We start from the raw sequence: 23044 nt of genomic DNA on the forward strand, positions 1-23044 counted from the left end.
TCAAGCTCCCCGGACGACCTTGCGACGCCGCTTCTTCGGCTTCGGCTCTTCCTCAATTTCCTCCTCGGGAAAGAGGGTGTTGCGGACGTCAACGTTCTGCCACTCGACGCCGTCGGCGAAGACATTGTGCTCCGGGCGGCAACCGGTCTTGGCCTCATAGGCCCGCTCGAAATCACCCATGAGCGGGTTCTTCCGCCACTCTTGCAGGGTCAGGGAAAAGGCTTCCTGCACGACTTCAATGAGATATCCCAGGCGACCCTCAGTGCCATGAAGCAGACGGCTGGCGAGTTCCAGAATTGGAAGGTCGTCGAGGGACAATTCCGCTTTGTGACCAAAATTTCCGAGCACTTTTCGGATTTCCTTCAGGTCTTCCTTGCAGGCGGTCAGCTGATCAAGGCGAACAAAGGAACTGCGGCGGCGCAGCTGGAAGTCACTCTCGATGATGCGCGCGAGATTGGGCATACCGGACAGGATCATCCACATCGGCCAATCCGCATTCTGCATCAGACCCTTCAGGGTATCGCAGACCTTGAAGGCTTCGGCCGGGTTGTTCAGCTGCGTCAGATGCTGCAATTCATCAATGTGCAGGAAGCGGATCTTGCGCAGGGCAAGCTGTTTCCGGACCAGGCGCCAGACGACGTTTTCCCGAAAGTCGCGTTCAAGCGGATAACCAAGTCCATCCAGGATCTCGATGCCAAGCTGCTTGAGGTTGCAGGGAGAGGGGGCCCGGACAGAGACGACAAAGGTCTTGTCCGATCGGTTGGTCATCCCGAGGTTGGCAAATGCGCGCTCCAGAGAGCGGGACTTGCCGGCGCCGGATTCACCAACGACGACGACGGCCCGACCTTCGTTCAACCGACCAACGCGGCCGAGACCCGCCTGGGCGGCAATTTCATCAAAATCCTCGAAATCGTCCAGCAGCTTGTTGAGTTGGTCGAGCAGCGCTTGGTCGCGGGCGTGAGGATAATAGGTGTGCTTCAGTTGGGCTTGAAGGACCGCGACTTCCGAACTGCGCTTTCGCCGGCGGCGCGCGCCTTCCTGTTGTTCCGGAGCCTTGGCTCCTGAGTTTTCATCATGGGTGATTTCAGTCTTCATCTCAGTCCTCCAAAACGTATTCGAAGTCATCGTCATCGTCATCGTCGTCGCCCAGGAACGGCAGGGCTTCGTTGACGTATGACGTCGTGGTTTCATCGGCGGCGCCGGGATCCCCGGTTTCACCGGCGTCGTCGGTTCCATCGAGCCCCAGGATGTCGCCATCGAAGTCTTCATCGACCCTCAGACGGTCGTCGGAGAACAAGCGGTCGAGTTTGGCGAGGTTGTCAGCGGTGAAGACCGGGGAGGCGATGCTCCGGTTTTCACGGCTTTCGTCCGAGAGCCGGCGAAGGTCCGCAAGCGCCTTCTTGACGATCGCTTCGGACTGCGCGGCCTCTTCGCCGTAGCGCGCCAACATTCGCTGCCGGTTGGCGACATGCGCCTCCAGCGGGATTCCATGCATCTCCGGCGTGGTGCACGGGACCTTGAGCCAGCCTTTCGGCGTTTCGACAGAGATGTGTCCGAGATCGTTCGGATCGAAGCGAACTCTCAACTTCTTCCGGAGGCGAAAATCCCGACGAACGCTTTGAAGCTCCGTGGACTGGTACTTGTTGCAGTAGAGCTGGATACCTTCACTGCGGAGGTCGCGCTCAACGGTGATCCCGAAGCAGGCGCGCATCGCGTCTTCGTTGGGAGAAAGCGGGACACCGACCTTTTTCCGAAGGGACAGCCAACAATTTCGCGGCGTCTGGCCACCCAGGCCTTCATGGGGCTTGTTGTGGTACACAACGGGATGCCGGGGTTGGATTGTTCTTCGGTTCAGTGCAGTTCTTAGTCATGATCAAATTCCTTTCCTGTTAGGCTGCTTTGCAGATTTCGAGTTCGGTGTTGTCGTTGAAGAGGCCGCGGGTGACCGGCTTCAGCTCCTGCATGTCGATGAGGTTGAGGACCGCGTTGAAGCCAACTGCTTCTTCGTTGAAAAGCGCGACCAGCGAGGCGAACTGGAACACCCCGTGCATCGAGGCGAGGTGCCGGCGAAGCTCCTCGATGGTTTCTCCATCCCAGAGGGTTCGTGCCCTGAGGATCAACTCGGCGTTCCGGACCCGATCGCGAGAGATCTGGCGGTCGGTGCGGACAACGTACTTGTCCGCATAGTTCGGATGCTGCTTGCTGATGAGACGTTGAATCGCCTTAATCTGACTACGAGCTCGACGCTTCTCGGGCTTGATGTCGTATGCAACCTTCCGACCGTTGCGGAGATAGACCACAACGTCGAACGTATGCGTCCGCAGCTTGCCGTCTGCATCGACATAGGTCACCGGCTCGGGCTGCTCCTGAAAGCGTTCAGCATCCGGGTGTGCGAGCAGGATTGTCAGAAAGTCCCTTTCGAGGAAACTTTCGTACCCGGCCCAGCGATGGCAGGTGTGGTTCAGGAGAAATCCGCGGGACGAAGCCGAGGACTTCAGAGTGATGGTGCGCGAGGCCCAGGATGGACCTGCGGGGATGTAGTAGTTGGAATCTTCGTTAGACACAGTGGTCTCCTTTCCTGATGAGTTCTGACGTGACTGTTCACGGCAGCTATTCGGCAGGCGGAACCACCGGCATCGGTGTTGCCCGGACGGGCAAACGAGCGGATACGGTTCAATGCATTCCACATGGCACAGTTCTCCTGTTCCCGCGCGGCGGCGGGTTCGAAATTCAAACGCTTGAAGGGAGAGCTGCTGTGCCGGTTAAAACGACAATCAAAGGAGATCGTTTCCCGACATCAGCAACGGAAACTGTTCGACACGACCGGCAGGGTCACGAGGAGACAGCGGTAGGTAACCCACTCCGGCGGATGTCAAAGGTCAGACATCGCGCAGGCGGTCGGTTACCCAACTCAAGCGTTGTGTATCGGGAGATCTTGTGCGGCTTCGCGGAGAGCCGAATTGTTCTGCATGAAAGTCATGGTCGGCAACCTCCTTTATCCTGCCAGACTGAGCTGGGGGGTGAAGCCGAATTCAGGCCACACCGCGCGGAATTGCGACGGCCCAGGACCTGAGGAGGCGGACAGTACCGGCACGTATTCCGGGAGTCGAGCTCGAAGTGATGAGTTCGCATTTTAACGTTATCCCCTAGATAATTATTTGAATTTATTATTGATTTGAGTGGAATTCAGCAGCGTGGAAATCTGTTCGGAAGAAAGGGTTTTTGACCTGAGCAGGCTGTCCGAAACAGCTCTCAGCTGGTGCTTTTTCCGCTTAAGAAGGGCTGTCACGCGCTTTCTCTGAGAGCCTAGGATTTGGTTGCAATCCCCCGCGAATACCCTGTCGTTTTTGATCAAGTTCCTGAGCGCTGAACCGGAAATTTCCGAGCGGAAAATCAGGTCATCTGCCAGACCTGAGGAAGCCATCAGCCGAGCCGCCAACAAGGTCGCTCGCTCAAGATCCGACCCGGCAACCAATCCGGAGCCGTCGGAGGGCTCGTCGAAGAAAAGGCCTTCCGCCGCATGTCCTGCCAAAAGCACGGCGATCTTGTCGAGGTAAGCGGTCCGGTATTGGAGATCCACGCATTGGCGGAGTGCATGGCGAACTGCCATGCGGGCCATCAGTAGACCGACGTGGCGTCCGGTGCCGTAGATCGTGTTTGATCGTTTCATTCGAGTGCTTTCAGGCATGGGTGTCGCGTGCGCTCCGGAGGAATTCGGAACGGTGCCGTCGCGTATTGGTGGAATTGGGAGAATTGTGAGAAGGACGAGGCGCTCAGAGTGAGGGGAGGCCGGGTTCTAATCCTTCCGGGTTCAGGGAGTTATGCGGCCAGCGATATCGAGCCGGTCGTCGATGTGATTTTCAAGGCGGACCCAGCCTCGGGACAAAAGTGCCCAGGAGTTGTCGTCGGAAAAGGCAAATACGGGTTCCAGAACAGTGTCAGTTCCGGAGGTGCCGATGATGCCTGGAAAGGGCAGCAGCGTTTTGCTCCAGTCCACAATGAGGGGAGCCGACGACGGCATTCCACGACCGGGATGTCCGGTGGCTCGGTACGTCTGGAGGTCTTGAGCGATTGATCGGAAGGTCTCAGGCTCATAGGAAAACGCACGCGGCGTCTGAGTGGTCATGATGCAATTTTTCCGATTTTTGGGCGTGACTGATCCTCACGTCGAGATATCCACTGACACAGCAGCCGAGATCCTCAACATGTTCGGATTTGGGGGAGGGGGAGTGTTCGCTGGTTGGCGAACCGACTGGTCCGCCAAGGGGCTATGAAGGATTCATGTGCCTTAACGGCATGATGTCATGTTGACCGCGCCTTGGGCTTCAGAATGGTGGGTTGAAAACGAAATTTCTGCTTCCGGATTTAACCATCGTGGTGAGCCGCCGGGTGATCTGAATGAATCCTTTGAAGGCATACTTACCTTCATAATATCAGTGAGATAGGTGATTTTCGTCTAGATCATTTCCGGCTCCTGCGGTTTTGCAGGTCTTGTTTTTCCGGAAGAACCCGGACAAAAAGTTAACGCGAACGATAAAATTGGCAGAATTGACGATAAGGTCAGAAGGGATCATCGGTAGATATCGAAACAGAGTCCCCCAGTGGCCCAGCGCGCTGCCGCCCCTAGCTCAAATCTGTTCTGGGAATTGGTGGGATTACGCCGGGAACAGCCGGACAGCGGTTCCGGTGCCTATTCGACTTTATCCTGCTCCATCTCGATGAAGCGGTGCTAGCTCACGGTAGCCAGACCGGCCACACGACATGCTGGTGGTAAGGGTCGGGTTCTCCGGAAAGCCAAATAGGCGATAAAGTATACACCATTTTTGATAATTGAGAGTGCCCGGTGAATTCGATACCTGGGCTGCTGTTCTTTACAGGGGGACACAATGGCTATTGTCGACCGTATTCGGTGTTCGTAGATTGGTGCATCGTAGGCTATGGCAGGATCAATCGCAGGTCTTTATCGTTGAAACCGATCTCCAGCGGCAGTTGGCCGAGTGCTTCTCCGTCGATTTGGACCGGTGTCGTCGGGTCTCCGTCGATGCGAACCCAATCCGTGCTATCGAGGATCACGCTTGGATCATGGCGAAGCAACCCGGTGGCAAGAGCCGACAGCTGGCGAACGCGGGTCAGGACGCCGCTGCCTCGAAGGCACAGGACATGGAACTGCCTGCGACGCAGATCGGCCTCAGGCGCCAACAGTAGGTCGCCGGCATAGCGCTTTGCCCTCGTCACGATGACCCATTGCGCTTCGTGCTGCCCGGTCCGGGTGATCACACGCAGCGGGTCGTCGCGATGAGAAAGGAGAGCTCGCATGACCGGCCATACAAAGCCGGCCTGTCCCCATTCCCGGCTGCTACCCTTTTCGAATATCTGAACCGCTTCTGCGTCGAAGCCAACGCCGACAACGAACAGAAAGGGCTTCCCATTCACTTCGCCAACCGGAATTTCGCCAACCTCACCCTGAAGCAGCATCCGGGCGACCAAGGCGGGCGATCTCGGCAGGTTCAGTTCTCGGGCGAAGACATTGCCCGTTCCCATCGGGATGATGCCGAGGGGGATCTCGCTGCCCGCCATGCCTTCAGCAGCGTCATGTACGGTGCCGTCACCGCCGGCAGCCACCACCGCGTCGAAGTCGCGGCTCGCGGCCGCTTCGGCCGCCGCCTTCATGCCTTCGCCATGGCGTGCCGTCACCACTATTTCGACATGGCTGGAATGCTTTTTCAGCGTCGCCACGGTGGCGTGATAAAGGCTCTGAGCCGCGCGGCCGGAGCGGGGGTTGTGGATGATGAAGAACCGGGAGCGCACTTTGCGGACCACGCAGGATTATATCGCGGGCGTCTTGTCCCGGTTATTGAGGCTTGCTTCAGATATTAGTTTTGTCGCCGTGTGCGAACAAGAATAAGCCGCACAACCCTGCGCACTCCAGAGCAATTAACGCGGGGCAGGTGAATTCTTGTCCTCCGGAACGGCCGTGATCAGATTGACTTTTACTCCTGACGGAAATGCTTGCGGCTTAACCGTAAAGCCAGGGAATTGGCCCAACCGCTCCGCGATGGCAGAAGGGACGGCCAAGGACACGGGTTCGTCCGACATGGTGGTGAGCGCCGAATAGGGATGGCGCACGGTCTCTTCCGTGATCGAGCCGATCAGGAGCGGAACGCGGCCCGATTTCGTCGTCACGGCATAACCTGACGGCCAGAGGCGTAAGACGAAACGCCGATCGTCAGTTTCTCTCGTCCTGGTCAGCATCAAAATCGGCCATTTGCCATCGTGCAGAAGAGGCCAGGGCGGCATGGAGGCGAGTTGGGTCGCTGGTGAGAGAAGGCGCAAAAATCCGGCTCCGCTGCTCAACTCAGCGCCATGCCATCCGGACTTTTGCAGCACTTGCGTCAGTTGGCCTGTCCCTCCCGCATACTGGAAAGTCAGCGGCTCTTCGGTTTCACCGAAGAGATCGACACGCTGTTGGGGAAGCCGTTCCCAGCCAGAGGCCCGCCAGTCGGTTTCGCTGAGTACTGTCGGCGCGTTGACCGGCGCGTAGCGGGAAAGATCGCCCGTTGCATTGAAATGGACATGCGCCGCGCCGAAGCCGATAAAGACAATTCCAGCCAGCACGCTGCTCCATAGGCTCGCGCGCTGAACACTGGTTTTGTACCTCAGAAGCAGGGCCAGAAGGCTACAGATAAACAGGCCGAAAAGAACGCCGCCCACCACGTCCGAAGGCCAATGCGCGCCAAGATATATCCTAGATAGACCAACCGCCAAGGACCCGAGGATTGCCGCGGTCCATATGGCGATCTGACCTCGAAGGCCAAGGTGCGGGGAGATCAGGAGCGCCAGCGTGGCCAGGAGAAGTGTTGTGAAGGTGCTGTGTCCGCTCGGGAAGGCGAACAGTTCGGCGCCCGAATATATATCGATCGGCCGTTGTCTTTGAAGGATCAGTTTGATGAGCGGCACCGATATCGCGGTAATCGCGAAGGCGCTACTGACAAGTGCGATGACCCGCCAGCGTCTGGCGACGGCGAGGGCGGTCAGCAAGGCCGCCGCCGTTATAACCACGACCACGCCATCTCCGAATTCGGTGATCGTAATCATGATCCGGTCGAGCGGCTCGGTCCGTACCGATTGAACGAACTGTGAGATGGAAACATCCGCGAGCGTCAGGGTGTCCCTGGTAATGACGTCCTCGATCACGCCCGCAAAGCCGATCACGGCCAGGATGAGCAGCGCGCTCCAGATGATGCCGCCCACAAGCCTGGGGTCGCGTGGATCCGCGGCCTGGGCAATCAGGCGGGCGGCGCCGATCCGGGACGTCGCGAGGCGCGCAACCATCATCTGATAGTTGCCGATGAACCACGGAGCCGCCTTGACGACCAAAAGGTGCGCAAGCAAGTACGCCAGGAACAGGCCGATGACTGCTGCGGCGAAAGCGGCTAGTAGCCGGTCGCTGATTGAGCCGACCGCAGCGATCAATACGCCTGCGGCGGCTGCCGGAAGAACATGGCTCGCCGCCCAGACTACTCCGGAGCTGATGTTGGCGACGGCAAATCGGGGAATGGACATTCGGGCAACACCGGCAACGACCGGAACAACGGCCTTTACACCCGGAACGAAGCGGCCGAGAAAGACGCTTTTTCCGCCATGGCGTTTGAAGAAACTCTCGCCTTTTTCCAGCAATTGCGGTCTGGCAGAAAACGGCCAGCGTTGATTCAGTGCGGGCCCGTAGTGGTGCCCGATCCAGTAGGAAACCCCGTCGCCCAGTGCCGCGCCGACTGTAGCCCACAGCACCAACGGCCAGAGCGGGAGGTTGGCGGCACCGGCAATGCCCGAAGCTGCGAGTATAATAGCAGTTCCGGGAAACAGCGCCCCAACGACGATAATTGCCTCTGCTGCGGCGCTGGCAAAGATGAACAGTCCCAATAAGTGCGGATGAGTGCCGGCAAGGGAAAGGATCTGGTCAATCCACTGGTTCAATCCGTTCTCCCACGCTTTAGAAACACAGCGATATTGGCTAGCCGTGCCGAGATTCTGTGACCTATTGCTTATGGGCCCTTCTGCGGCGCTGCAATACCATTCCTGCACCAATCAGAACCGGAATGCCGAGGGCAATCGGCAGGACGCGCCCGGATTCGACCACCGGCTTTTGCCTGACCGTAAAATCCGAGAAGGGGCTTGTCGCCAGTTCCTGTCCTGAGCGCGTGGCGGCGCTCACGATGACCCGGTAGTTGCCGGACTGGATGAGGCGCATAGGCCAATCCGTCTTTATTGAGCCTCCCGATGCCAGGCTTGATGCCGTAACGGCCTTGTGTGCGCTCCAATCCTCAAGGTCGACGGGCTGTTCCTTTCCCTTGTCGACCTGAACGAGGCTGATCCAGGCGATGAGGCCGTCGACGGCTTCTGTGCCGTTATTTTGGATGACGGTTTGGAATTTGAGGTTGTCGCCCATCTGCGGCGAAGACGGGTTGGTCGATGCAGGGTTCAGGCTGATCGACAGGGGAGAAGCAAGTGCCGCCGGACTTAGGATTGCCAATCCCGCTGCGACCAGGAAAGCAGTGAGTTTCATTGTAATTCTCCTTAACGCGTGATCTTACCGAAGCTGAAACGAGCAAACCAAAGGCATGCGAAAAGCCAGGCGAGAGCGATCGCAAAGTGGGTGCTCTGCGAGATAATTGACTGGGAATCGATGATGACTGCGTCATAGGCGTTGACGGCCGCGGAAAAGGGATTGACCGCGTCGAACATCCGGCCGATTGCAGATTGCCGCAGGCTTGGGCCGAGCAACACGGGGCTAGCTGACAGAACCAGCGTGACCAGACCTGTCAGCAGTGCGGTTCGCGCTGAATCCGCCCGGCTGCCAAGGCTGATACCCAGGAAGCCAAACATCAAGACGACGGGCGTGCCAAGCAATGCCGTGATAAGCATGCCCTGGCCCATGTTTTGACCGGTGCTGCCAACCGCCCAAAGATACGGCAGGGACAGAACGTAAATAACGGCCCAGGCAATGGCCACGCCGCTGAGTTTGCCCATCAGGATCGTACCGCGTGGGGCGGGGGTTAAAAGCAAAGGCACCAGGCTGCCGCGTTCGCGTTCTCCGGCGACCGTATCAACCCCGACGATCAGCGCGAGTAAACAGCCAAGCGCCGTGACGATGGCGGTCATGTCGTAGACAACTTGCGCATTGTCGAGCAGGCTGAGTTCCGTACTGCCAACGAGAAGCAGGCTGAACGCCGACAGAACGATTGTGACGGCCATGAGCCACAGCAGCCCCCGAATATCGAGAAGCAACTCCCCCGTTTCCTTGCGGGCGATCAGATAAATCGGGTTCATGCTGCGCTCCCTTCGGTCAGTGTGAGGTATAGGTCTTCGAGGCCGCCGCCCTCGCGTCGGATCTCGGTAATCGCCCAGCCATGGGAAAGAAGTTCGCTCCATGCCTTGTCCGGTGTTAAAGCAGGGTTCAGGTCCACGACCCACCACTCGCCTTCGCGCGCGACTACGGTCACATTGGCTTCGTCAGTTTGAGTCGGGTCACTGGCAAGTTTGAGACGAAAACGGGCGAGCCGATGTTCGCTCCGGACGAGTCCGGCGATAGTTCCCTCGGCGACTGTCCTGCCGCCGACAATGATGCCGACACGCTGACATAGTCGTTCGACGTCATCGAGGAGGTGGGTGCAAAGGAGGATGCCAACGCCTTTGCCTGCCAACTCGAGCAAAATGTCATGCACTTCACGCCGTCCGCGCGGGTCCAGACCATTGGTCGGCTCATCGAGGATGAGCAGGTCCGGATTTGCTATCAGGGCCCGGGCAAGTCCAAGACGCTGACGCATGCCGTGCGAATAGGTGCCGATTGGCTGGCGCGCACGGGTGTGGAGCCCGACCGTATCAAGGCGTTTCCGGATTTCATTTCGGCTCAGGCTAAGTCCGTTCATGGCTGCGAAGAAGGCGAGGTAGTCCTCGGCCGACATCCAGCCGTAAAATCCATTCTGCTCGGGCAGCACGCCAAGGTGACGGTGAATTTCGTTGGCGAAGACCTGAGGGTCCTTGCCCAACATCCGGATGTGACCTGCGTCTGGTTTAAGGAGCCCGATCGCGGTCGCAATCGTCGTGCTCTTGCCAGCGCCGTTCGGACCGAGCAGGCCGAAGATTTCTCCCGCGGAGAGCGCCAGATGCACATCATGAAGAATGGGGGTCGCTCCGATGGAAAGGCGGAGGCCATCGATTTCAACAAGCATTGCCGACCTCCATGGAAAAACGATCGAGGTGTAGGCTCGGTATCGCCGCGAAGATTGCTTCCGCTTGTCCGCCCGTTTTCTTCAGGTCATCGGCCTTGGTCATCGTGGAAGCGACGAACAAAAAGACCGAGGGGACAACAGCAAGCGCAGTCCCTTTCGTTATTGGTAGATCTTGAGAACGAAACATCGGTGCGTTCCTTCTGCTAGTTGCTATGCGCCCGACGATGGGCGCCTTTAAGCAGAGATAGACATTGATGTTTGGGAGAATCTGGCCCGGATTTTACAATTCTGTAAGAATGCCTGCCTGCCTCTTGACCGAAGCAAACTGAATATCGGATGTCGTTGGTTCAAAGGTATTCCGGACCACAGCAAAAATTCGCTACGTCGATGGCAAAGGGGGCTATCTTGAAAGTGCGTATTCGACCTTCAACGGTTCCAATCGCTATATTTTCACTACGGTTTTGGGGCTGACGATTTTTAAAATGGAAAATTCAACGTCCGAAACCCGTTGGCGTATTGCATCCTTTGCCCGTTCCCACGGGCCGGCATTGATCACGCTTTTGGTTTTCGTATTTGGTGCTTTCGCAATTTACAAAGCTCTGCATGGCGTGACCGTACATGACGTTATCGGGCAACTGAGGCAAATCACGACCAAATCTGTCGCGCTCGCCGGGCTCGCGACCGCATTCGGCTACGCGGCCTTGATCGGCTATGACTGGTCAGCGATGCGTTTCATCGGGAAGTCGGTTCCCCTTCGCACGATCGCCATCGGCTCGTTTACGGCTTACGCGCTCAGCAACTCGGTCGGGTTGGCCGTCGTTTCGGGCGGGGCCGTGCGATACCGGTTCTATAGAGGACTGGGGCTGAATCTGACCGATATCGCAATCGTTTCCACGTATTGCGCGCTCGCCTTCGGCGTTGGCGTCACTGTTGTCGGCTTTGCGGCACTGGCCTATCACCCGGCGGCCTTATCAAGCGTAATTACAATTCCACCGCACCTGGTTCGCCTGGTTTCCGTAATCATTCTTGTCGCTGCTTGTGGCTTTCTGGCCTGGGGGGCGATGTCGAAACACAAGATTGGAATCGGCAAATACAAGATCGTCATGCCCGGATTGCGGCAGGCCGTTCTCCAGATCCTGTTCTCGCTGCTCGACATCCTTTTCGCGGCCGTGACGCTTTACATCTTGCTGCCAAACGCAGCATCGTCCGCGATCCCGTTTTCAACCTTCGTGGCCGTGTTTGCCGGAGCAGCCGTGGCCGCCGTGCTGAGCCATGTTCCAGGCGGCATCGGTGTTTTCGAGGCGGTTATCCTCGGGGCCTTTGCAGCGCTTCCGGACCAGACCGCAGGCATTGCCGCCTCGTTGCTCGCCTATCGGATTGTCTATTACTTCCTTCCGCTTTTAGCCGGCATTTCCATCCTGATCGGCGTGGAATTCCGGGAACGGGTCGGTAAGCTGCGTGGCATTCCGATCCCCCGCGGCACGGCGCTGGGAGCGGTCTCAACCCTGGTTCCTCTCATTCCGACGTTGGCCGCGGCCCTGACATTTCTCACCGGAGCAACGCTCGTTCTGAACGGTATCGTTCCGATACCGAAGGATATCATCGAGGAACTGCAACCGGTCGTATCGCTGAGCGTTTTCGAACTTTCCAATGTCGTCATGGGAATTGCCGGAGGGGCCTTGCTCGTCCTTGCGAATGGTCTTCGCAAACGCATCCGGGGCGCCTTATGGCTGACGATCGGCATGATCGTCATGGCCATGATGTCTCTCGTGCTACAGCATCTCGATTTCGACCTTGTCGTCTTCATGGCGCTGTTGGCATTGGCGCTTTGGTTCTCCAGGTTCTGTTTTTATCGGCAATCTCGGCTAAGTGCGGGCATTCTGTCTGTTGAATGGTTGACCGTTTTCGGCGGATTTGTGCTTTTGCTTGTCCTGTTTTTTCTGTTTGCCCATCAGGACGCCGAATACAAGCACGATCTTTGGTGGCAGTTTGCCTTTGATGCGAACATGCCCCGGGCCCTTCGGATCGGTGGTGTTGCGCTTGCCGTGTCGATTCTGTCGTTGCTGCTGTTCGCACTCCGTCCACCGGCAAACAGGTCGGGATCGAACGCCGCCCCTTCGAGCGAATGGCTCAGAACAATCATTGCGGGCCAGGATAACCCGGACGCCAATTTCGCCCTGACAGGGGACAAGGAATTCCTCGTCTCCGAACAGAACGATGGTTTCATCATGTTCGGGCGGCATGGCCGTAGCTTTGTTGCGCTCGGTCCCCCGGTCGGGAACGCTGAAGCTGCAAGCGATCTCATAGACCGGTTCATCAGCGTTGCAGACGACGCAAATTGCCGTCCGGCATTTTATCAAATCGCGGCCGATGATCTTGCGCTCTTCGTGGATGCCGGGTTTATGCCGAGCAAGTTGGGTGAGGAGGCGATCGTCAGTCTTTCAGACTTCGGTCTGGAAGGGCCGGAACGCCGCAAATTGCGCCAGGCCTACAATCGCGCTCAACGCGACGGCCTTTCGCTCGAAACGCTGGCTCCGCCACACTCAGCCCAATTGCTTGGCGAACTAAAGAGGATCTCCGACGAATGGCTTTCGTCGAAACATGCTCGAGAAAAAGGCTTTTCGCTTGGCCGCTTCGATGAAGCCTATCTCCAGAACTTCCGTTTGGCGATCGTCCGGGAGGGGGACGCAATCGTGGCTTTCGCGAATATTTTCGAAACGGAAACGAAGAACGAGGTGACGATTGACCTTATGCGCCATAGTGCCGGTTCGCCTCCTTCGACGATGGATTTCCTGTTCGTTGCACTGCTGCTCGAGTTGAAAGCAGAAGGCTTTCAGAGGTTCTCCCTGGGCATGGCACCCTTGACCGGTCTTAAAAAAACGCGGCACCCGCGCATCTGGGACCGGGTCGCCGGGTCCATTTCGCGGTTTGGCGGGCATTTCTACAATTTCGAGGGGCTGCGGGACTACAAGGATAAATTCCAGCCGGAATGGAAGCCTCGCTACCTGATGACCTGGGGAGGCGTCGATCCTCTGCTCGTCGCGAACGACATCAATGCACTGGTGAGCGGGGGGGTGCGTGGCGCGATAAGGCGGGATCGGGCCCCGACATAAGTTCACCTAACTGTATCGCACTCGATCGCGGCCCGGCGTTTGCCTCGAGATTGCTTTGCCTTATCGGTATTCGGCATCGGCTGACAGTGGAAATTACGAAACGAAGAACGCCGTCCGGTACGAGGACCGGACGGCGATCTGATCAGAGGCTGTCAGTCATTGTCATTTTCGTTGTCTTCCGGGCCGTTTTCCCGGTCTTCGCCGGATTGATCGCCATTGTCCGCTCGTTTCTTGACTGATCCGGACGTCGCGTCGACCATGAAATCGTGCTCGATACCATCCGCGGATACGATCGAGATTTCATAGGCCGGTGCGCCTTTTTCCGTTTCGAACTGGACTTCTGCAACCTTGCCCGCCTGAACCGCTGTGGCGGCCTTGATCGCGTCGGTTGCCGAAAACTTGGTCGCGAGCAGCGCCTGAATTTCAGCCTTGTCGCTGCCTTCGTTTCCGTTGCCCGCGATAGCGGTCGTTATTCCGGCGGCTCCAATGCCCGCGGTCAGGACAGCGGTTGCGATCATCATTTGCTTTTTCATGGTCTGTCTCCTGTTTAAAGGGCGGCACGGTGCTGCCCGATGAACGGAAGGTGGGAAGCAGGGATTACAGTCACCTGACCGGTGCTTTACAGATTTGTATGTTGCCCGTTCCATCCATTGGGGGAACAGATCGGTCTGTCGGCACAACGGGCTTCGGTATTTGGAGATAACTCATGAACCGGGACATACAACAACTTGCGGAGCACCTGCTTCAAATCGGCTACGACGACTTGCCCGCACGCGAACAACGCGTTCTAAAGAGAATGGCGAAACGCCTGGCGGTTACGAAAAACATCAACGAAGCGTTTCATGAGCAACTTACCTTTGGGCAGCGCCTGGCTGACAAGGTCGCCGCCTTCGGAGGGTCCTGGACCTTCATTATTTCTTTCGGTGTGGTCCTGGGTGCCTGGGTTCTGCTGAATACGGTCGGGTTGCCCAACAAGGACGTCTTCGATCCCTATCCCTTTGTTTTTCTGAACCTCGTGCTGTCAATGCTGGCCGCAATCCAGGCGCCGGTGATCATGATGTCGCAGAACCGGCAGATAAACAAAGACCGTCTCGCGGCCACCAATGACTATGAAGTCAATCTCAAGGCGGAACTGGAAATTATGGATCTGCACGAGAAGATGGACCGGATGAGGACTGAACAGCTTGCCGTCATTCTGCGGCAGCAAGAGGAAGAAATAACCCAAATTCGCCGGATTCTCGAAGGACTGGCAATCGAACGCAAGAAGCAGGGCGAATAGGGTTCACTCGCTCAAGGGCGGCACCAGTTGTTCCGAATGGGGAAGGAAAAGACACGCCGGTAGATCGGGAGCACCAGGTTCGCCATCAAGCGGGTTTCAACAGGCTTCAGAATTGGCCGCACAAGGCCAAGGCCAAGCGCGCCTATTGCTAGGCCTCCGGCCATGTCGAGAGGAAAGTGGACCCCCAGATAGATCCGCGACCACGCGACAAGGATCGTCAGGGCGAAACAGGCCGCTGAAATCAAACGGTATCCGGCGAGCAGCCACAGGCCAAGGGCAATGGCGGCCATGAACGTGATGTGATCGCTCGGAAACGAGCTGTCCGCTGCATGCGGGATCAGCGTATGTCCGATAGGGATCATGAATGGACGTGGATGAAACCAGAAAAGCGGGATTATCTGGTTGAACAGGAGGCCGAGCTCGGCACCCAGAAAGGTCACAAGCAGGCGCCCGCGTTTTTCAGGCCGGCCCCAAAGCCAAAGCGCGGCCAGGACAAGCGGGAAAAGATAAATAATGTCGTCAGCGGCAAACCTGGCAAAAGCGATCAGGTTCGAATGTGTGGCATCAGAGGCATTGATCAGGCCGAAGAGTTTGAAATTCGCGTTCTCGATAAAACTGAAAGGCAAGAAGCGATTCATCGGCCGGTACTCATACTGGGCGGCCGGCCTGCATTATAAAATGCAAGCCGGCGAAATAATTTCCGATCTTTAGTTTTTAACACCCAGAAGGGCAAGCGCTTGGGTGTAGAAGTCGTCGGCGCGGCGGTCGTCCTCTGCGGTGCAGCGTTCATCCGCACGCGCTTTCAAATCCTGGAACTTGGCCTGGTCGGCCGGTGACGGCTGCGTGGTCGCCATCGTGCTCTCCAGCTTTGCCTTCAGATCCTCGCAGGGGACTGGTGCGGCGTGTGCATAGCCGCTCGCGACTTGAGTGAATACCGCGGTCGCCAGAGCGGCGGTCAGGATGATTTTGCGCATGTAGTAAACTCCTTTGAGACAAGATTGGGTGTCGGGCCAGGATGGTTCATTTCAGCCTTTTTAATGCTCGGCACCGAACGCAAAGGAAGCATCGGTCAAGATTCTCACGCGTACATTTCCGCAAGTTTACAGGTTTGTAAGCTCGCGAAATTGACGGCCCGCGGTTCCTTACAAATTTGTAAGGCCTGAGAAATCTTGGCTTGAGATTGGGATCCTAGTGTCCCGGTGTTCGCATCCGGAAGGGGATGGCGAACGGTAAGCGGATCGCGCCGCTTTCCAGCTCAAATCCCAATCAATGGCGGCAGCGCCGCTCTGGAGATACCCATGAATACGCTCACGTTCGAAAACAGCGCTGAGGCCGTTCCCGACAAACGGACCTACAATCGCGTCCCTCAGGTCACGCCGGATTTCTGGATCGTCAAACTTCTCGCGGTCACGGTCGGCGAGACGGCGGCGGACTATATCAACATGACTCTGGGGCTGGGGCTGTCCACCACTTCCCTGATCATGAGCGGCTTCCTCGTCGCAGCGCTTATCCTTCAGTTCGCTCAACGCAAATATGTTCCGTGGATCTACTGGATGACAGTGGTCTTGGTCAGCGTGGTCGGAACGCTCATTACCGACAATCTCACCGATAACCTGGGCGTGAGCCTTTGGACCTCGACCGCAGGATTCTCGATCGCGCTGGCTGCCACCTTCGGTGTGTGGTTCACCTTCGAAAAGACCCTCTCGATCCATACGATCTACAGCTTCCGGAGAGAGGCCTTTTATTGGCTTGCAATCCTGTTCACATTTGCGCTGGGTACTGCGGCAGGGGATCTTGTTGCCGAGACCATCGGGCTCGGCTACCTCCAGGCGGGGCTGATCTATAGTGCCGTGATCGGTGCCATTGCATTCGCCTGGTATGTCCTGAAGCTGAATAGCGTTCTGGCCTTCTGGCTGGCCTATATCCTCACTCGACCGATGGGTGCATCCTATGGCGACCTGATGGCGCAGCCGGCCGATTACGGCGGCATGGGCTTCGGCACCACCTGGACCAGTGTCATCTTTCTTGTCGGGATCCTTGCCGTCGTCGTCTACATGACGATTACGCATGATGGCGACGAGTGGCGTTCAAAGCAGGGATGAAGCCTGTTTGTTCACACGGGAAATGCACGGAGCGAGCAATCTCGCTCCGTTTTTGTTGGGTGTTGGGAACGGCATTCAAAGAATCGATCCGGTCCCGCACAGGCTTTCGGCAGCATTCGCTTAGCTTACAAATTTGTAAGCCAGACGTCAGGTTGCCGTCAGGAGACATGGTCAAAGTAGCGGCTCGAAAAGGAGACCTGAAGCGATGTTGACCTTTATCTTTCAAACCCTGAGCAACTTGGCTGTCGTAGCGATGATAACGTTTGCGGTCGTTGCCGCAACGGTGGTCGCGCTCAGCGTCGCCGTTCTTGGATTGGCATTTCGAATGATGCCACGCATGCGTGCCGCTGCACCGGCTCATCCATTCCAGATGACTGAAACGGACAGGATGTCGGTGAAGGGCGGCCCGGTCATCGAGACTGACTATGCCGTCATTCAAAACTGAAGGCCTATTTGTTGGAGAATTAAACCTATGCGTATCGAACTCATCCATCCGATGATCATACATTTCCCGATCGTTTTGCTTATCAGTCTGGTCTTCGTCGATACGATCTTCGTGTCGCGAGGTGACAGACTGGAGGCCGGCTCAGCAGTAGGCAATGCTTCGGCCGTCTTGGCTCTCGCAGCCGGCGTGTCCGCCATTCTGGCCTTCATGTTCGGAGATCAGGCTTATGATGTGGCGGTGGCAGCTGCGAAGGCTCCCAAAGATATGCTCGAAATCCATCAGGAGCTTGGCACATTCACCGCATTCGCGATTGCTGCCTGGGCGGCAATTCGTTCCGGGCTGTGGTGGAAAAAAGTTGCCCTTGGCAAAGGGCTGGCATTTTCGATCGTTGGCGTGGAGTTCGCCTTGACGGCGGCGATCCTGGCAACCGCATGGTTTGGCGGTGAGCTTGTGTATAGTTACGGTGTTGCCGTTGCGTCATAAGGCGTCAGGCCACCATAAAGAACCGGGTAGCTCGGGCTCAATTGGGTGATTGAAAGCAAACGTGCCATGAAAATTCTGCTGATCGAAGACGACAAGAAGATCGCCGACTATGTTGTCAAAGGTTTCTCTGAAGCCGGACATGTCTGCGATCATCTCGAAAATGGATCAGACGGTTTGTCCCAGGGGACCCGCGAGCGCTACGACATTATCATTGCCGATCGGATGTTGCCCGGTCTCGACGGATTGTCGATGGTCAAGGCGCTCCGCGCGGCGGGCACGAAGACCCCGGTCATATTTCTCACTTCGGTCAGCGGCGTTGATGATCGGGTCCAAGGTCTTGAAGCCGGAGGCGACGACTATCTGGTCAAACCGTTTGCGTTTTCGGAACTCGCTGCGCGTGTCGCTGCCCTTGCTCGCAGGCCGGCGATGCAGGAACAGGAAACGGTGCTGCGCGTACATGATCTCGAACTGGATCTGATCCGGCGTCGGGTCACGCGGGCGGGCAAGGAAATTGACTTGCAGCCGAAGGAGTTTCTGCTGCTCGAAACACTCATGCGCGCGGAGGGGCGTGTCCTGACCCGGACAATGTTGTTGGAGGCGGTCTGGGATTTTCATTTCGATCCGCAGACGAGCGTCGTCGAAACCCATGTCAGCAGGCTGCGGGCCAAGATTGACAAGCCATTCGACGTTCCGCTTCTGCATACTGTCCGCAGCACAGGCTATTCAATCCATGCGCCTCGCTAATACCTTTAAAAGTAGCGGGACGAGAACGGCCCTTATGTCTCTGGCGATCTTTTTGGTCGCGGCGACACTTGCGGCTACGGCGGCTTTTCTGGTGATCCGGCAGGAGCTGGAAAAGAGACACGCCGTGCATGCAGATCAGGAATTTCGGCTCATGGCGCAGGTCTATGAAAAAGAAGGCCTGACGGGTCTTGCCGAGACGATCAACACCCATATCGACGCAACTGCTGGCCGTGACAAGGTTTATCGTCTCGAAGATGCCTCAGGACGATCGCTTGCAGGGAATTTTTCGGTGTCCGCGAGTCTGCCATCTAGCGGTGAAGTGTCTTCGGCGAGGCTAGGGTTTGATGATGACTTCACCTATTTCATTCGAAGCGGCACCCTTGGTGATTTGAAGTTGGCCGTTGGCATCAGCGCAGAAGATGTCAGTGAGGTCGAGGAAGTCTTTATCGACGGGGTCATGTGGGGCAGTCTGCTTCTGGCTGCTATTTCGATTGCCGGCAGCTTCGCGCTTTCTATGCAATCCGATCGCCGGATTGCGGGCATTGAAAGTGCGCTTCAGCAAGTCAATGATGGGCATCTTGACGTCAGGATTCCCAAAAGCGGCAAGGACGACGACATCGATCGTATCGCCACCATGATCGACAAGACAATTGCTGCTCTTGGCGCGAACGTCGAAACGAACCGACAGATTTCCTCCGACATTGCCCACGACCTCAAAACCCCCTTGAACCGCGTGAGGATCGACATCGAAAGCGCAATCGAGCTCCAGCAGAAGAACCAGCCTGTCATCGCGGAGTTGGAAGCGATCGAAGGCGAGGTCGGAAACATCCTCTCGACATTTGACGCTTTACTCCGGATCGCCCAAATCGAGAGCGGAGCACGGAAGGAAAGATTTGAAAGCCTCGATCTGGCTAAGGTGATTGAGCCCATGGCCGAATTCTATTCGGCCTATGCGGATGAGTGTGGTGCGGTTCTTGAATGCAAAATCCAAGACGGTTTGCCACCGATCCAGGGTGACAAGGAGCTCCTGACCCAATTGCTGGCGAACCTCTTTGAAAATGCATTCAAACACGGCGGCGAAGGCTTGAAACTCGAATGTCAGACGCGAGTCACGGAGCACGCCGTCGTCGTCGAAATATGCGACAATGGACCCGGTATTCCCGCTGAAGAGCGCGAGAATGTTCTGCGCAGATTGTATCGACTAGACAAGAGCCGGTCCAAACCGGGCTCAGGCCTTGGCCTCTCGATGGTCAAGGCAATCTCTGACTTGCACGATGCGAAGCTTAGTTTAGGAGATCATCATCCGGGACTAACGGTGAAAATCGAATTTCCGACCACATAACTGTCTCAAATTAAAGCACGCGCTGATGGGAAACATGGGCCAATTGGGAGCTTGGCAGGTTGACGGCTCCCCCAGTTGCCCTTGTCAGAAGGCTCGTTATGCGAAGCTAGCCCGTCATCGTGATCGAATGATAGTCTCTACACCAAATTGGAGGAGATCAGGGATCTCAACTCAAGGGGCATGGAGAATGAGCGATAGGCAACTCAGACTTCGACAGCAAACCAGCACTCAGAAGCTCTGGCGTGGCAAAATGCTTTCGCATAAGCCTCCAGTTCACGAGTAATCCGCATTCGCCTTCGCTGTGTTTCATCATCTCGGTCAGGAAGTCCGCTCTGAACGTGACGCCGAAATAGACGTGTTGCTCTGCATCTTTCCAAGTCGGGTCAATCACTGCGCCGCTTTCATCTACGAGCCAGGCGTGTTGAATGGGTAGAGGGAACGCCGGGTCGAGTGCATATCCTTCTGAATAGAAAAGATCCCTGTGAGTGAGGGCATAGGCAGTAGCGTTGGCATAACATGCCTTGGCGTCCGCACGAGGTAGCCGAGACGATGCATCCAAGCTGGGGTGGAAATCAGTGCCGAATTGCTGGAAAGCCCGGCTAGGACCAAATACCTGCTCGCCAGCGGCAAGGGCGTCGATGTGGTCTTTTAGCTGTTCAATAGCGTGTTGATGGGCGGTCATATGTGTGTCTGCGAGGTACAATCTTAAAAAATGAAACCGCCGCTACCCCTCAATGTCAAGGCGCCGGAATGCGGGCGAGGCATACCGGCATCATGCGACCGAGGATAATCGTCGTGCTGCCAGCGATATCGCACTCGTTGAGCTTGCAGCTATCGTTAGGGGGCATCAAGAAATTCTATTGTCAGATGATCCGGGACTTGCCTTCCCAAGGCCGATCGGACTCATTCGACTGGCTGACGCTAGCCGAGCACGGCTTGAAAGGGCGATTGAGATGCTCCTTCGCCTAATCCGCAGTGGGCGCTCATCGGACCTTTGCTGCCGGGTAGGGCAGACGTTGAAATAGACAAGATATTTCGAAGGCAATTCATGGCCGGCATTTTTAAATGGCTTTTCGGCGGATCGTCCGCAGGGGATGATCGTGTGGAGAAGGATGCGCGCGGGGAACCGCGCGGCTGGTCAGAACCTGAGCCAGACCCGGAAATTGTCCGCGCCCCAGACCTTTCCCTGCCCGAACAGAAGTACTTTATCCAGCTCGAGCGACTGACAACTTCGGTCTCCGCCCAGGACTATCCGGCCGCAGCCGCGGCGGCGCGAGCTAGCCTGCCGCTGCTGCGCAACTGGCTGAAGGACCCGCGCGGCGACGGACTGCGCCTCGAACTCCGGATACCGGCCTTATCTCAGGGAGGTACGATGATGGCCATTACCGGGGACAATGAGGGACTGGCCGAGCTCCGGAAGTTGGTACAGGACTTCGACCACCTGAAAGATTACCGGGAGGAGGCGGAGGAACACTTTTCTGATCTGGAACTCTTCAACCGGATCCGGGCAGTCATTCGCAGTAAACCGGGCGTGCTACAAAACCGGATGAAAGCGGAGTTGGATATCGAAGATGGCCGTCGAGCCAGTCGGCTGGTTTCCTACTTGGAAAAGAACGGGGAGGTGCAGCGCGCGAAGAGCGGTAACACATATGAGCTCTACATGGCCGGCGTCGCGATGCCCGAAGCCGCTGTAGAGACGATTTACACGGAGCCTGACAATCCGGGGTCGCATCGGCGAGAGACACGCGGAACCCATCCCCGTGAACTAGACCTCAAGCGTGTGAGCATCGTACCCCTCCCTCCGTCTCCGAATGCCTGGGATCGATCGGTCGATCTTCCGGTTACGAACGAAGCCTTTGAGGACCCTGAGAGCGCTTGGCAGGAGATCATCGTCGAACCAATTGCGAAGGACGACCGGCCCGACCCAGCCTTCCGTAGACACTATAGTACCCGGGGTGGCACGCTGTCGTTCGATGATCTCGCGAAGTCGGATGCGAGCTTGGGCGCACCCGGGGCGGTGATGTTCGCCAACGCGAATGGGCAGCCCGGAACGACAGTTCCCCTCCATCGCGCCCCCTACCGCATTTCGGTCCACCCGGAAGGTGACGGCTTCGCGATACTCTCAAGGAGCAATGTGCTGACGGTCTATGGCGGCGATCTAAAGGTCGATTTCGAGACGGATCTGGAGAGCGCTCCGGAAGTTGTTGCGAACCGGGATCGCCTGGGATTGGCGGAGACCGAGGCGCACCGCGCACTACGCTGCATCGCCCTGACACCGGAACGCGACCGTTATCTATTCACGCACATCGATGAGGCCTGGTGTATCGGTCGGGACGGGAAGCGCCTCTGGGGACTTCGGATGCCGGCCAGTGAGCCCACTCGCATCCGGGTAGGCGGCGAGGCTTTCGGCACAGCGGCCGAAATCGATGAAGCGCTTGAGGCTTTGGGACTCGAGATGCCAGTCACACCTGACGAGATCCGCAAACGCTACCGGCAGCTGGCGCGCGAGCTGCACCCGGACCTCAATCCCGGGAACGAGGAACGGATGAAAGCGGTAAACGTCGCCTCCGAACGCCTGACCGGCCTAGATCCGGAACAGCTCGACGGAAGCGGAGGTGGGGAAGGTGGTTTTGAGATCGTGATCAGCCTAGGCCTGGCGGGCCAAGCGGACTGGATCTATGCCGCTGCTTTCTCGGGGACCGGGGAGACTGCGCTCCTGGGGACATATGCCGGTCGGGTCGTGCGCGTAGACCGGGAAGGTATACCGACGACGATCTATGACGTCGGTTCAATGCCGGTCCGGATCATCGAGACCGAGGCCTACCTCTACGTGATGACTACAACGCGCCTTTATGTACTGGACGGAGATCACTTGGTGGCGCTGGAGGATTGCTCAGCCAAATGCGACCTGCTCGTCAGCGGCGGAATGGTTCTCCTGGTCGAAAACAAGGGGGTTCGGATCTTTGCAGAAGATGGAAGGCCGCTTGGGATCGCCCTGACCAAGGCGCCAATCCGACGTGCCTATGTCGATTCAGGAGAACTTGTCATCGAGACCCGGACGCAATGCGGGCGCTTCCGCAGTGTCCGGTCCGCGCCAGAAAGGGCGTAACATTGTACATCGAACGGTCGCTGCCCGCCCTGGTTCGAATTTGAAAGTTCCGCAACGCACGTTATGCGAATCCGGGGCGAGCGACTACATTCCAAGTCAATCCGGATGGGAAGGGGATTGTAGCCCTGAGCACCTTTTGTGCCGTATTCGGACCGCTGACCGATTTGCGTATGCTCTTGATCGTCGTTCAGACAGCCA

Annotated in this window: 23 protein-coding genes; 8 read left to right on the forward strand and 15 right to left on the reverse strand. The window is 57.2% G+C overall.

What is annotated here, in order from left to right; all coding sequences use genetic code 11:
- From HK439_RS08210 to HK439_RS08255, 11 genes are all read right to left on the reverse strand, one after another.
- Positions 1-1191 carry an ATP-binding protein gene (locus HK439_RS08210; RefSeq protein WP_328804125.1) on the reverse strand — a complete coding sequence of 397 codons (1191 nt, stop codon included), beginning with the start codon at positions 1189-1191 and terminating at the stop codon, positions 1-3.
- Positions 1097-1711 carry a Mu transposase C-terminal domain-containing protein gene (locus HK439_RS26845; RefSeq protein ID WP_235987706.1) on the reverse strand — a complete coding sequence of 205 codons (615 nt, stop codon included), beginning with the start codon at positions 1709-1711 and terminating at the stop codon, positions 1097-1099. The genes HK439_RS08210 and HK439_RS26845 overlap by 95 nt, the downstream gene beginning before the upstream one ends.
- A gap of 178 nt (positions 1712-1889) precedes the next feature.
- Positions 1890-2564, reverse strand: a complete 675-nt coding sequence (locus tag HK439_RS08215) for a hypothetical protein (RefSeq protein ID WP_190290919.1) — start codon at positions 2562-2564, stop codon at positions 1890-1892.
- A 590-nt stretch (positions 2565-3154) separates the two neighbouring features.
- On the reverse strand, positions 3155-3670 hold the full coding sequence (locus HK439_RS08220) for a hypothetical protein (protein WP_190290920.1): 516 nt from the start codon (positions 3668-3670) through the stop codon (positions 3155-3157).
- A 141-nt stretch (positions 3671-3811) separates the two neighbouring features.
- Positions 3812-4126: a hypothetical protein gene (locus HK439_RS08225; RefSeq protein WP_190290921.1), complete on the reverse strand. Its 315-nt coding sequence runs from the start codon at positions 4124-4126 to the stop codon at positions 3812-3814.
- Between the two features lie 809 nt (positions 4127-4935).
- Entirely contained in the window at positions 4936-5820 is an 885-nt protein-coding gene (locus HK439_RS08230; protein ID WP_190290922.1) for a diacylglycerol/lipid kinase family protein, read from the reverse strand.
- A 114-nt stretch (positions 5821-5934) separates the two neighbouring features.
- On the reverse strand, positions 5935-7974 hold the full coding sequence (locus tag HK439_RS08235; protein WP_190290923.1) for a bifunctional DedA family/phosphatase PAP2 family protein: 2040 nt from the start codon (positions 7972-7974) through the stop codon (positions 5935-5937).
- 61 nt (positions 7975-8035) lie between these two features.
- The gene (locus HK439_RS08240) at positions 8036-8563 is read right to left on the reverse strand and encodes a hypothetical protein (RefSeq protein ID WP_190290924.1); all 528 of its coding nucleotides are present in this window, start codon (positions 8561-8563) and stop codon (positions 8036-8038) included.
- Between the two features lie 11 nt (positions 8564-8574).
- Positions 8575-9327 carry an ABC transporter permease subunit gene (locus HK439_RS08245; protein ID WP_190290925.1) on the reverse strand — a complete coding sequence of 251 codons (753 nt, stop codon included), beginning with the start codon at positions 9325-9327 and terminating at the stop codon, positions 8575-8577.
- Positions 9324-10229, reverse strand: a complete 906-nt coding sequence (locus tag HK439_RS08250; protein WP_190290926.1) for an ABC transporter ATP-binding protein — start codon at positions 10227-10229, stop codon at positions 9324-9326. Before HK439_RS08250 ends, HK439_RS08245 begins: the two co-directional genes overlap by 4 nt.
- Entirely contained in the window at positions 10219-10416 is a 198-nt protein-coding gene (locus tag HK439_RS08255) for a hypothetical protein (protein ID WP_190290927.1), read from the reverse strand. Before HK439_RS08255 ends, HK439_RS08250 begins: the two co-directional genes overlap by 11 nt.
- A 295-nt stretch (positions 10417-10711) precedes the next feature.
- Between HK439_RS08255 and mprF the strand changes: the two genes are divergently transcribed.
- Positions 10712-13342 carry a bifunctional lysylphosphatidylglycerol flippase/synthetase MprF gene (gene mprF / locus HK439_RS08260; RefSeq protein WP_190290928.1) on the forward strand — a complete coding sequence of 877 codons (2631 nt, stop codon included), beginning with the start codon at positions 10712-10714 and terminating at the stop codon, positions 13340-13342.
- A gap of 152 nt (positions 13343-13494) precedes the next feature.
- On the opposite strand, the gene HK439_RS08265 is transcribed toward mprF, so the two are convergent.
- Positions 13495-13875 (reverse strand): PepSY domain-containing protein, encoded by a 381-nt coding sequence (locus HK439_RS08265; RefSeq protein WP_190290929.1) that lies wholly within the window; start codon positions 13873-13875, stop codon positions 13495-13497.
- A 173-nt stretch (positions 13876-14048) separates the two neighbouring features.
- On the opposite strand from HK439_RS08265, the gene HK439_RS08270 reads away from it, so the two are divergent.
- Positions 14049-14621, forward strand: a complete 573-nt coding sequence (locus HK439_RS08270) for a DUF1003 domain-containing protein (protein ID WP_190290930.1) — start codon at positions 14049-14051, stop codon at positions 14619-14621.
- 11 nt (positions 14622-14632) lie between these two features.
- Here HK439_RS08270 and HK439_RS08275 read toward each other — a convergent pair whose 3' ends face one another.
- Entirely contained in the window at positions 14633-15259 is a 627-nt protein-coding gene (locus HK439_RS08275) for an undecaprenyl-diphosphatase (protein WP_190290931.1), read from the reverse strand.
- Positions 15260-15328: 69 nt separating this feature from the next.
- Positions 15329-15595 (reverse strand): hypothetical protein, encoded by a 267-nt coding sequence (locus HK439_RS08280; RefSeq protein ID WP_190290932.1) that lies wholly within the window; start codon positions 15593-15595, stop codon positions 15329-15331.
- 324 nt (positions 15596-15919) lie between these two features.
- Between HK439_RS08280 and HK439_RS08285 the strand changes: the two genes are divergently transcribed.
- From HK439_RS08285 to HK439_RS08305, 5 genes are all read left to right on the forward strand, one after another.
- Positions 15920-16723 carry a hypothetical protein gene (locus HK439_RS08285; protein ID WP_190290933.1) on the forward strand — a complete coding sequence of 268 codons (804 nt, stop codon included), beginning with the start codon at positions 15920-15922 and terminating at the stop codon, positions 16721-16723.
- Positions 16724-16928: 205 nt separating this feature from the next.
- Positions 16929-17168 (forward strand): hypothetical protein, encoded by a 240-nt coding sequence (locus HK439_RS08290; protein WP_190290934.1) that lies wholly within the window; start codon positions 16929-16931, stop codon positions 17166-17168.
- Positions 17169-17195: 27 nt separating this feature from the next.
- Positions 17196-17651, forward strand: coding sequence for a DUF2231 domain-containing protein (locus HK439_RS08295; protein ID WP_190290935.1), 456 nt, complete (start codon positions 17196-17198; stop codon positions 17649-17651).
- Positions 17652-17717: 66 nt separating this feature from the next.
- Positions 17718-18395 carry a winged helix-turn-helix domain-containing protein gene (locus HK439_RS08300; protein ID WP_190290936.1) on the forward strand — a complete coding sequence of 226 codons (678 nt, stop codon included), beginning with the start codon at positions 17718-17720 and terminating at the stop codon, positions 18393-18395.
- 34 nt (positions 18396-18429) lie between these two features.
- Positions 18430-19737, forward strand: coding sequence for a sensor histidine kinase (locus HK439_RS08305; RefSeq protein WP_190290937.1), 1308 nt, complete (start codon positions 18430-18432; stop codon positions 19735-19737).
- Positions 19738-19903: 166 nt separating this feature from the next.
- On the opposite strand, the gene HK439_RS08310 is transcribed toward HK439_RS08305, so the two are convergent.
- Positions 19904-20419: a hypothetical protein gene (locus HK439_RS08310; RefSeq protein ID WP_190290938.1), complete on the reverse strand. Its 516-nt coding sequence runs from the start codon at positions 20417-20419 to the stop codon at positions 19904-19906.
- 366 nt (positions 20420-20785) lie between these two features.
- On the opposite strand from HK439_RS08310, the gene HK439_RS26850 reads away from it, so the two are divergent.
- Positions 20786-22846, forward strand: a complete 2061-nt coding sequence (locus tag HK439_RS26850; RefSeq protein ID WP_190290939.1) for a J domain-containing protein — start codon at positions 20786-20788, stop codon at positions 22844-22846.
- Positions 22847-23044 lie beyond the last annotated feature (198 nt).

The organism is Roseibium aggregatum (genome assembly GCF_014692675.1).
Classification (GTDB): Bacteria; Pseudomonadota; Alphaproteobacteria; order Rhizobiales; family Stappiaceae; genus Roseibium; species Roseibium aggregatum_C.

Bases quoted from the DNA above. Each gene is read 5' to 3' on its own strand.
- HK439_RS08265 (WP_190290929.1), bottom strand. From the start codon at position 13,875: ATGAAAAAGCAAATGATGATCGCAACCGCTGTCCTGACCGCGGGCATT.
- HK439_RS08310 (WP_190290938.1), bottom strand. From the start codon at position 20,419: ATGACCGCCCATCAACACGCTATTGAACAGCTAAAAGACCACATCGAC.
- HK439_RS08220 (WP_190290920.1), bottom strand. From the start codon at position 3,670: ATGAAACGATCAAACACGATCTACGGCACCGGACGCCACGTCGGTCTA.
- mprF (WP_190290928.1), top strand. From the start codon at position 10,712: ATGGAAAATTCAACGTCCGAAACCCGTTGGCGTATTGCATCCTTTGCC.
- HK439_RS08250 (WP_190290926.1), bottom strand. From the start codon at position 10,229: ATGCTTGTTGAAATCGATGGCCTCCGCCTTTCCATCGGAGCGACCCCC.
- HK439_RS08295 (WP_190290935.1), top strand. From the start codon at position 17,196: ATGCGTATCGAACTCATCCATCCGATGATCATACATTTCCCGATCGTT.
- HK439_RS08300 (WP_190290936.1), top strand. From the start codon at position 17,718: ATGAAAATTCTGCTGATCGAAGACGACAAGAAGATCGCCGACTATGTT.
- HK439_RS08245 (WP_190290925.1), bottom strand. From the start codon at position 9,327: ATGAACCCGATTTATCTGATCGCCCGCAAGGAAACGGGGGAGTTGCTT.
- HK439_RS26845 (WP_235987706.1), bottom strand. From the start codon at position 1,711: ATGCGCGCCTGCTTCGGGATCACCGTTGAGCGCGACCTCCGCAGTGAA.
- HK439_RS08290 (WP_190290934.1), top strand. From the start codon at position 16,929: ATGTTGACCTTTATCTTTCAAACCCTGAGCAACTTGGCTGTCGTAGCG.
- HK439_RS26850 (WP_190290939.1), top strand. From the start codon at position 20,786: ATGGCCGGCATTTTTAAATGGCTTTTCGGCGGATCGTCCGCAGGGGAT.
- HK439_RS08275 (WP_190290931.1), bottom strand. From the start codon at position 15,259: ATGAATCGCTTCTTGCCTTTCAGTTTTATCGAGAACGCGAATTTCAAA.
- HK439_RS08270 (WP_190290930.1), top strand. From the start codon at position 14,049: ATGAACCGGGACATACAACAACTTGCGGAGCACCTGCTTCAAATCGGC.
- HK439_RS08240 (WP_190290924.1), bottom strand. From the start codon at position 8,563: ATGAAACTCACTGCTTTCCTGGTCGCAGCGGGATTGGCAATCCTAAGT.
- HK439_RS08280 (WP_190290932.1), bottom strand. From the start codon at position 15,595: ATGCGCAAAATCATCCTGACCGCCGCTCTGGCGACCGCGGTATTCACT.
- HK439_RS08225 (WP_190290921.1), bottom strand. From the start codon at position 4,126: ATGACCACTCAGACGCCGCGTGCGTTTTCCTATGAGCCTGAGACCTTC.
- HK439_RS08210 (WP_328804125.1), bottom strand. From the start codon at position 1,191: ATGAAACCACGACGTCATACGTCAACGAAGCCCTGCCGTTCCTGGGCG.
- HK439_RS08305 (WP_190290937.1), top strand. From the start codon at position 18,430: ATGTCTCTGGCGATCTTTTTGGTCGCGGCGACACTTGCGGCTACGGCG.
- HK439_RS08255 (WP_190290927.1), bottom strand. From the start codon at position 10,416: ATGTTTCGTTCTCAAGATCTACCAATAACGAAAGGGACTGCGCTTGCT.
- HK439_RS08285 (WP_190290933.1), top strand. From the start codon at position 15,920: ATGAATACGCTCACGTTCGAAAACAGCGCTGAGGCCGTTCCCGACAAA.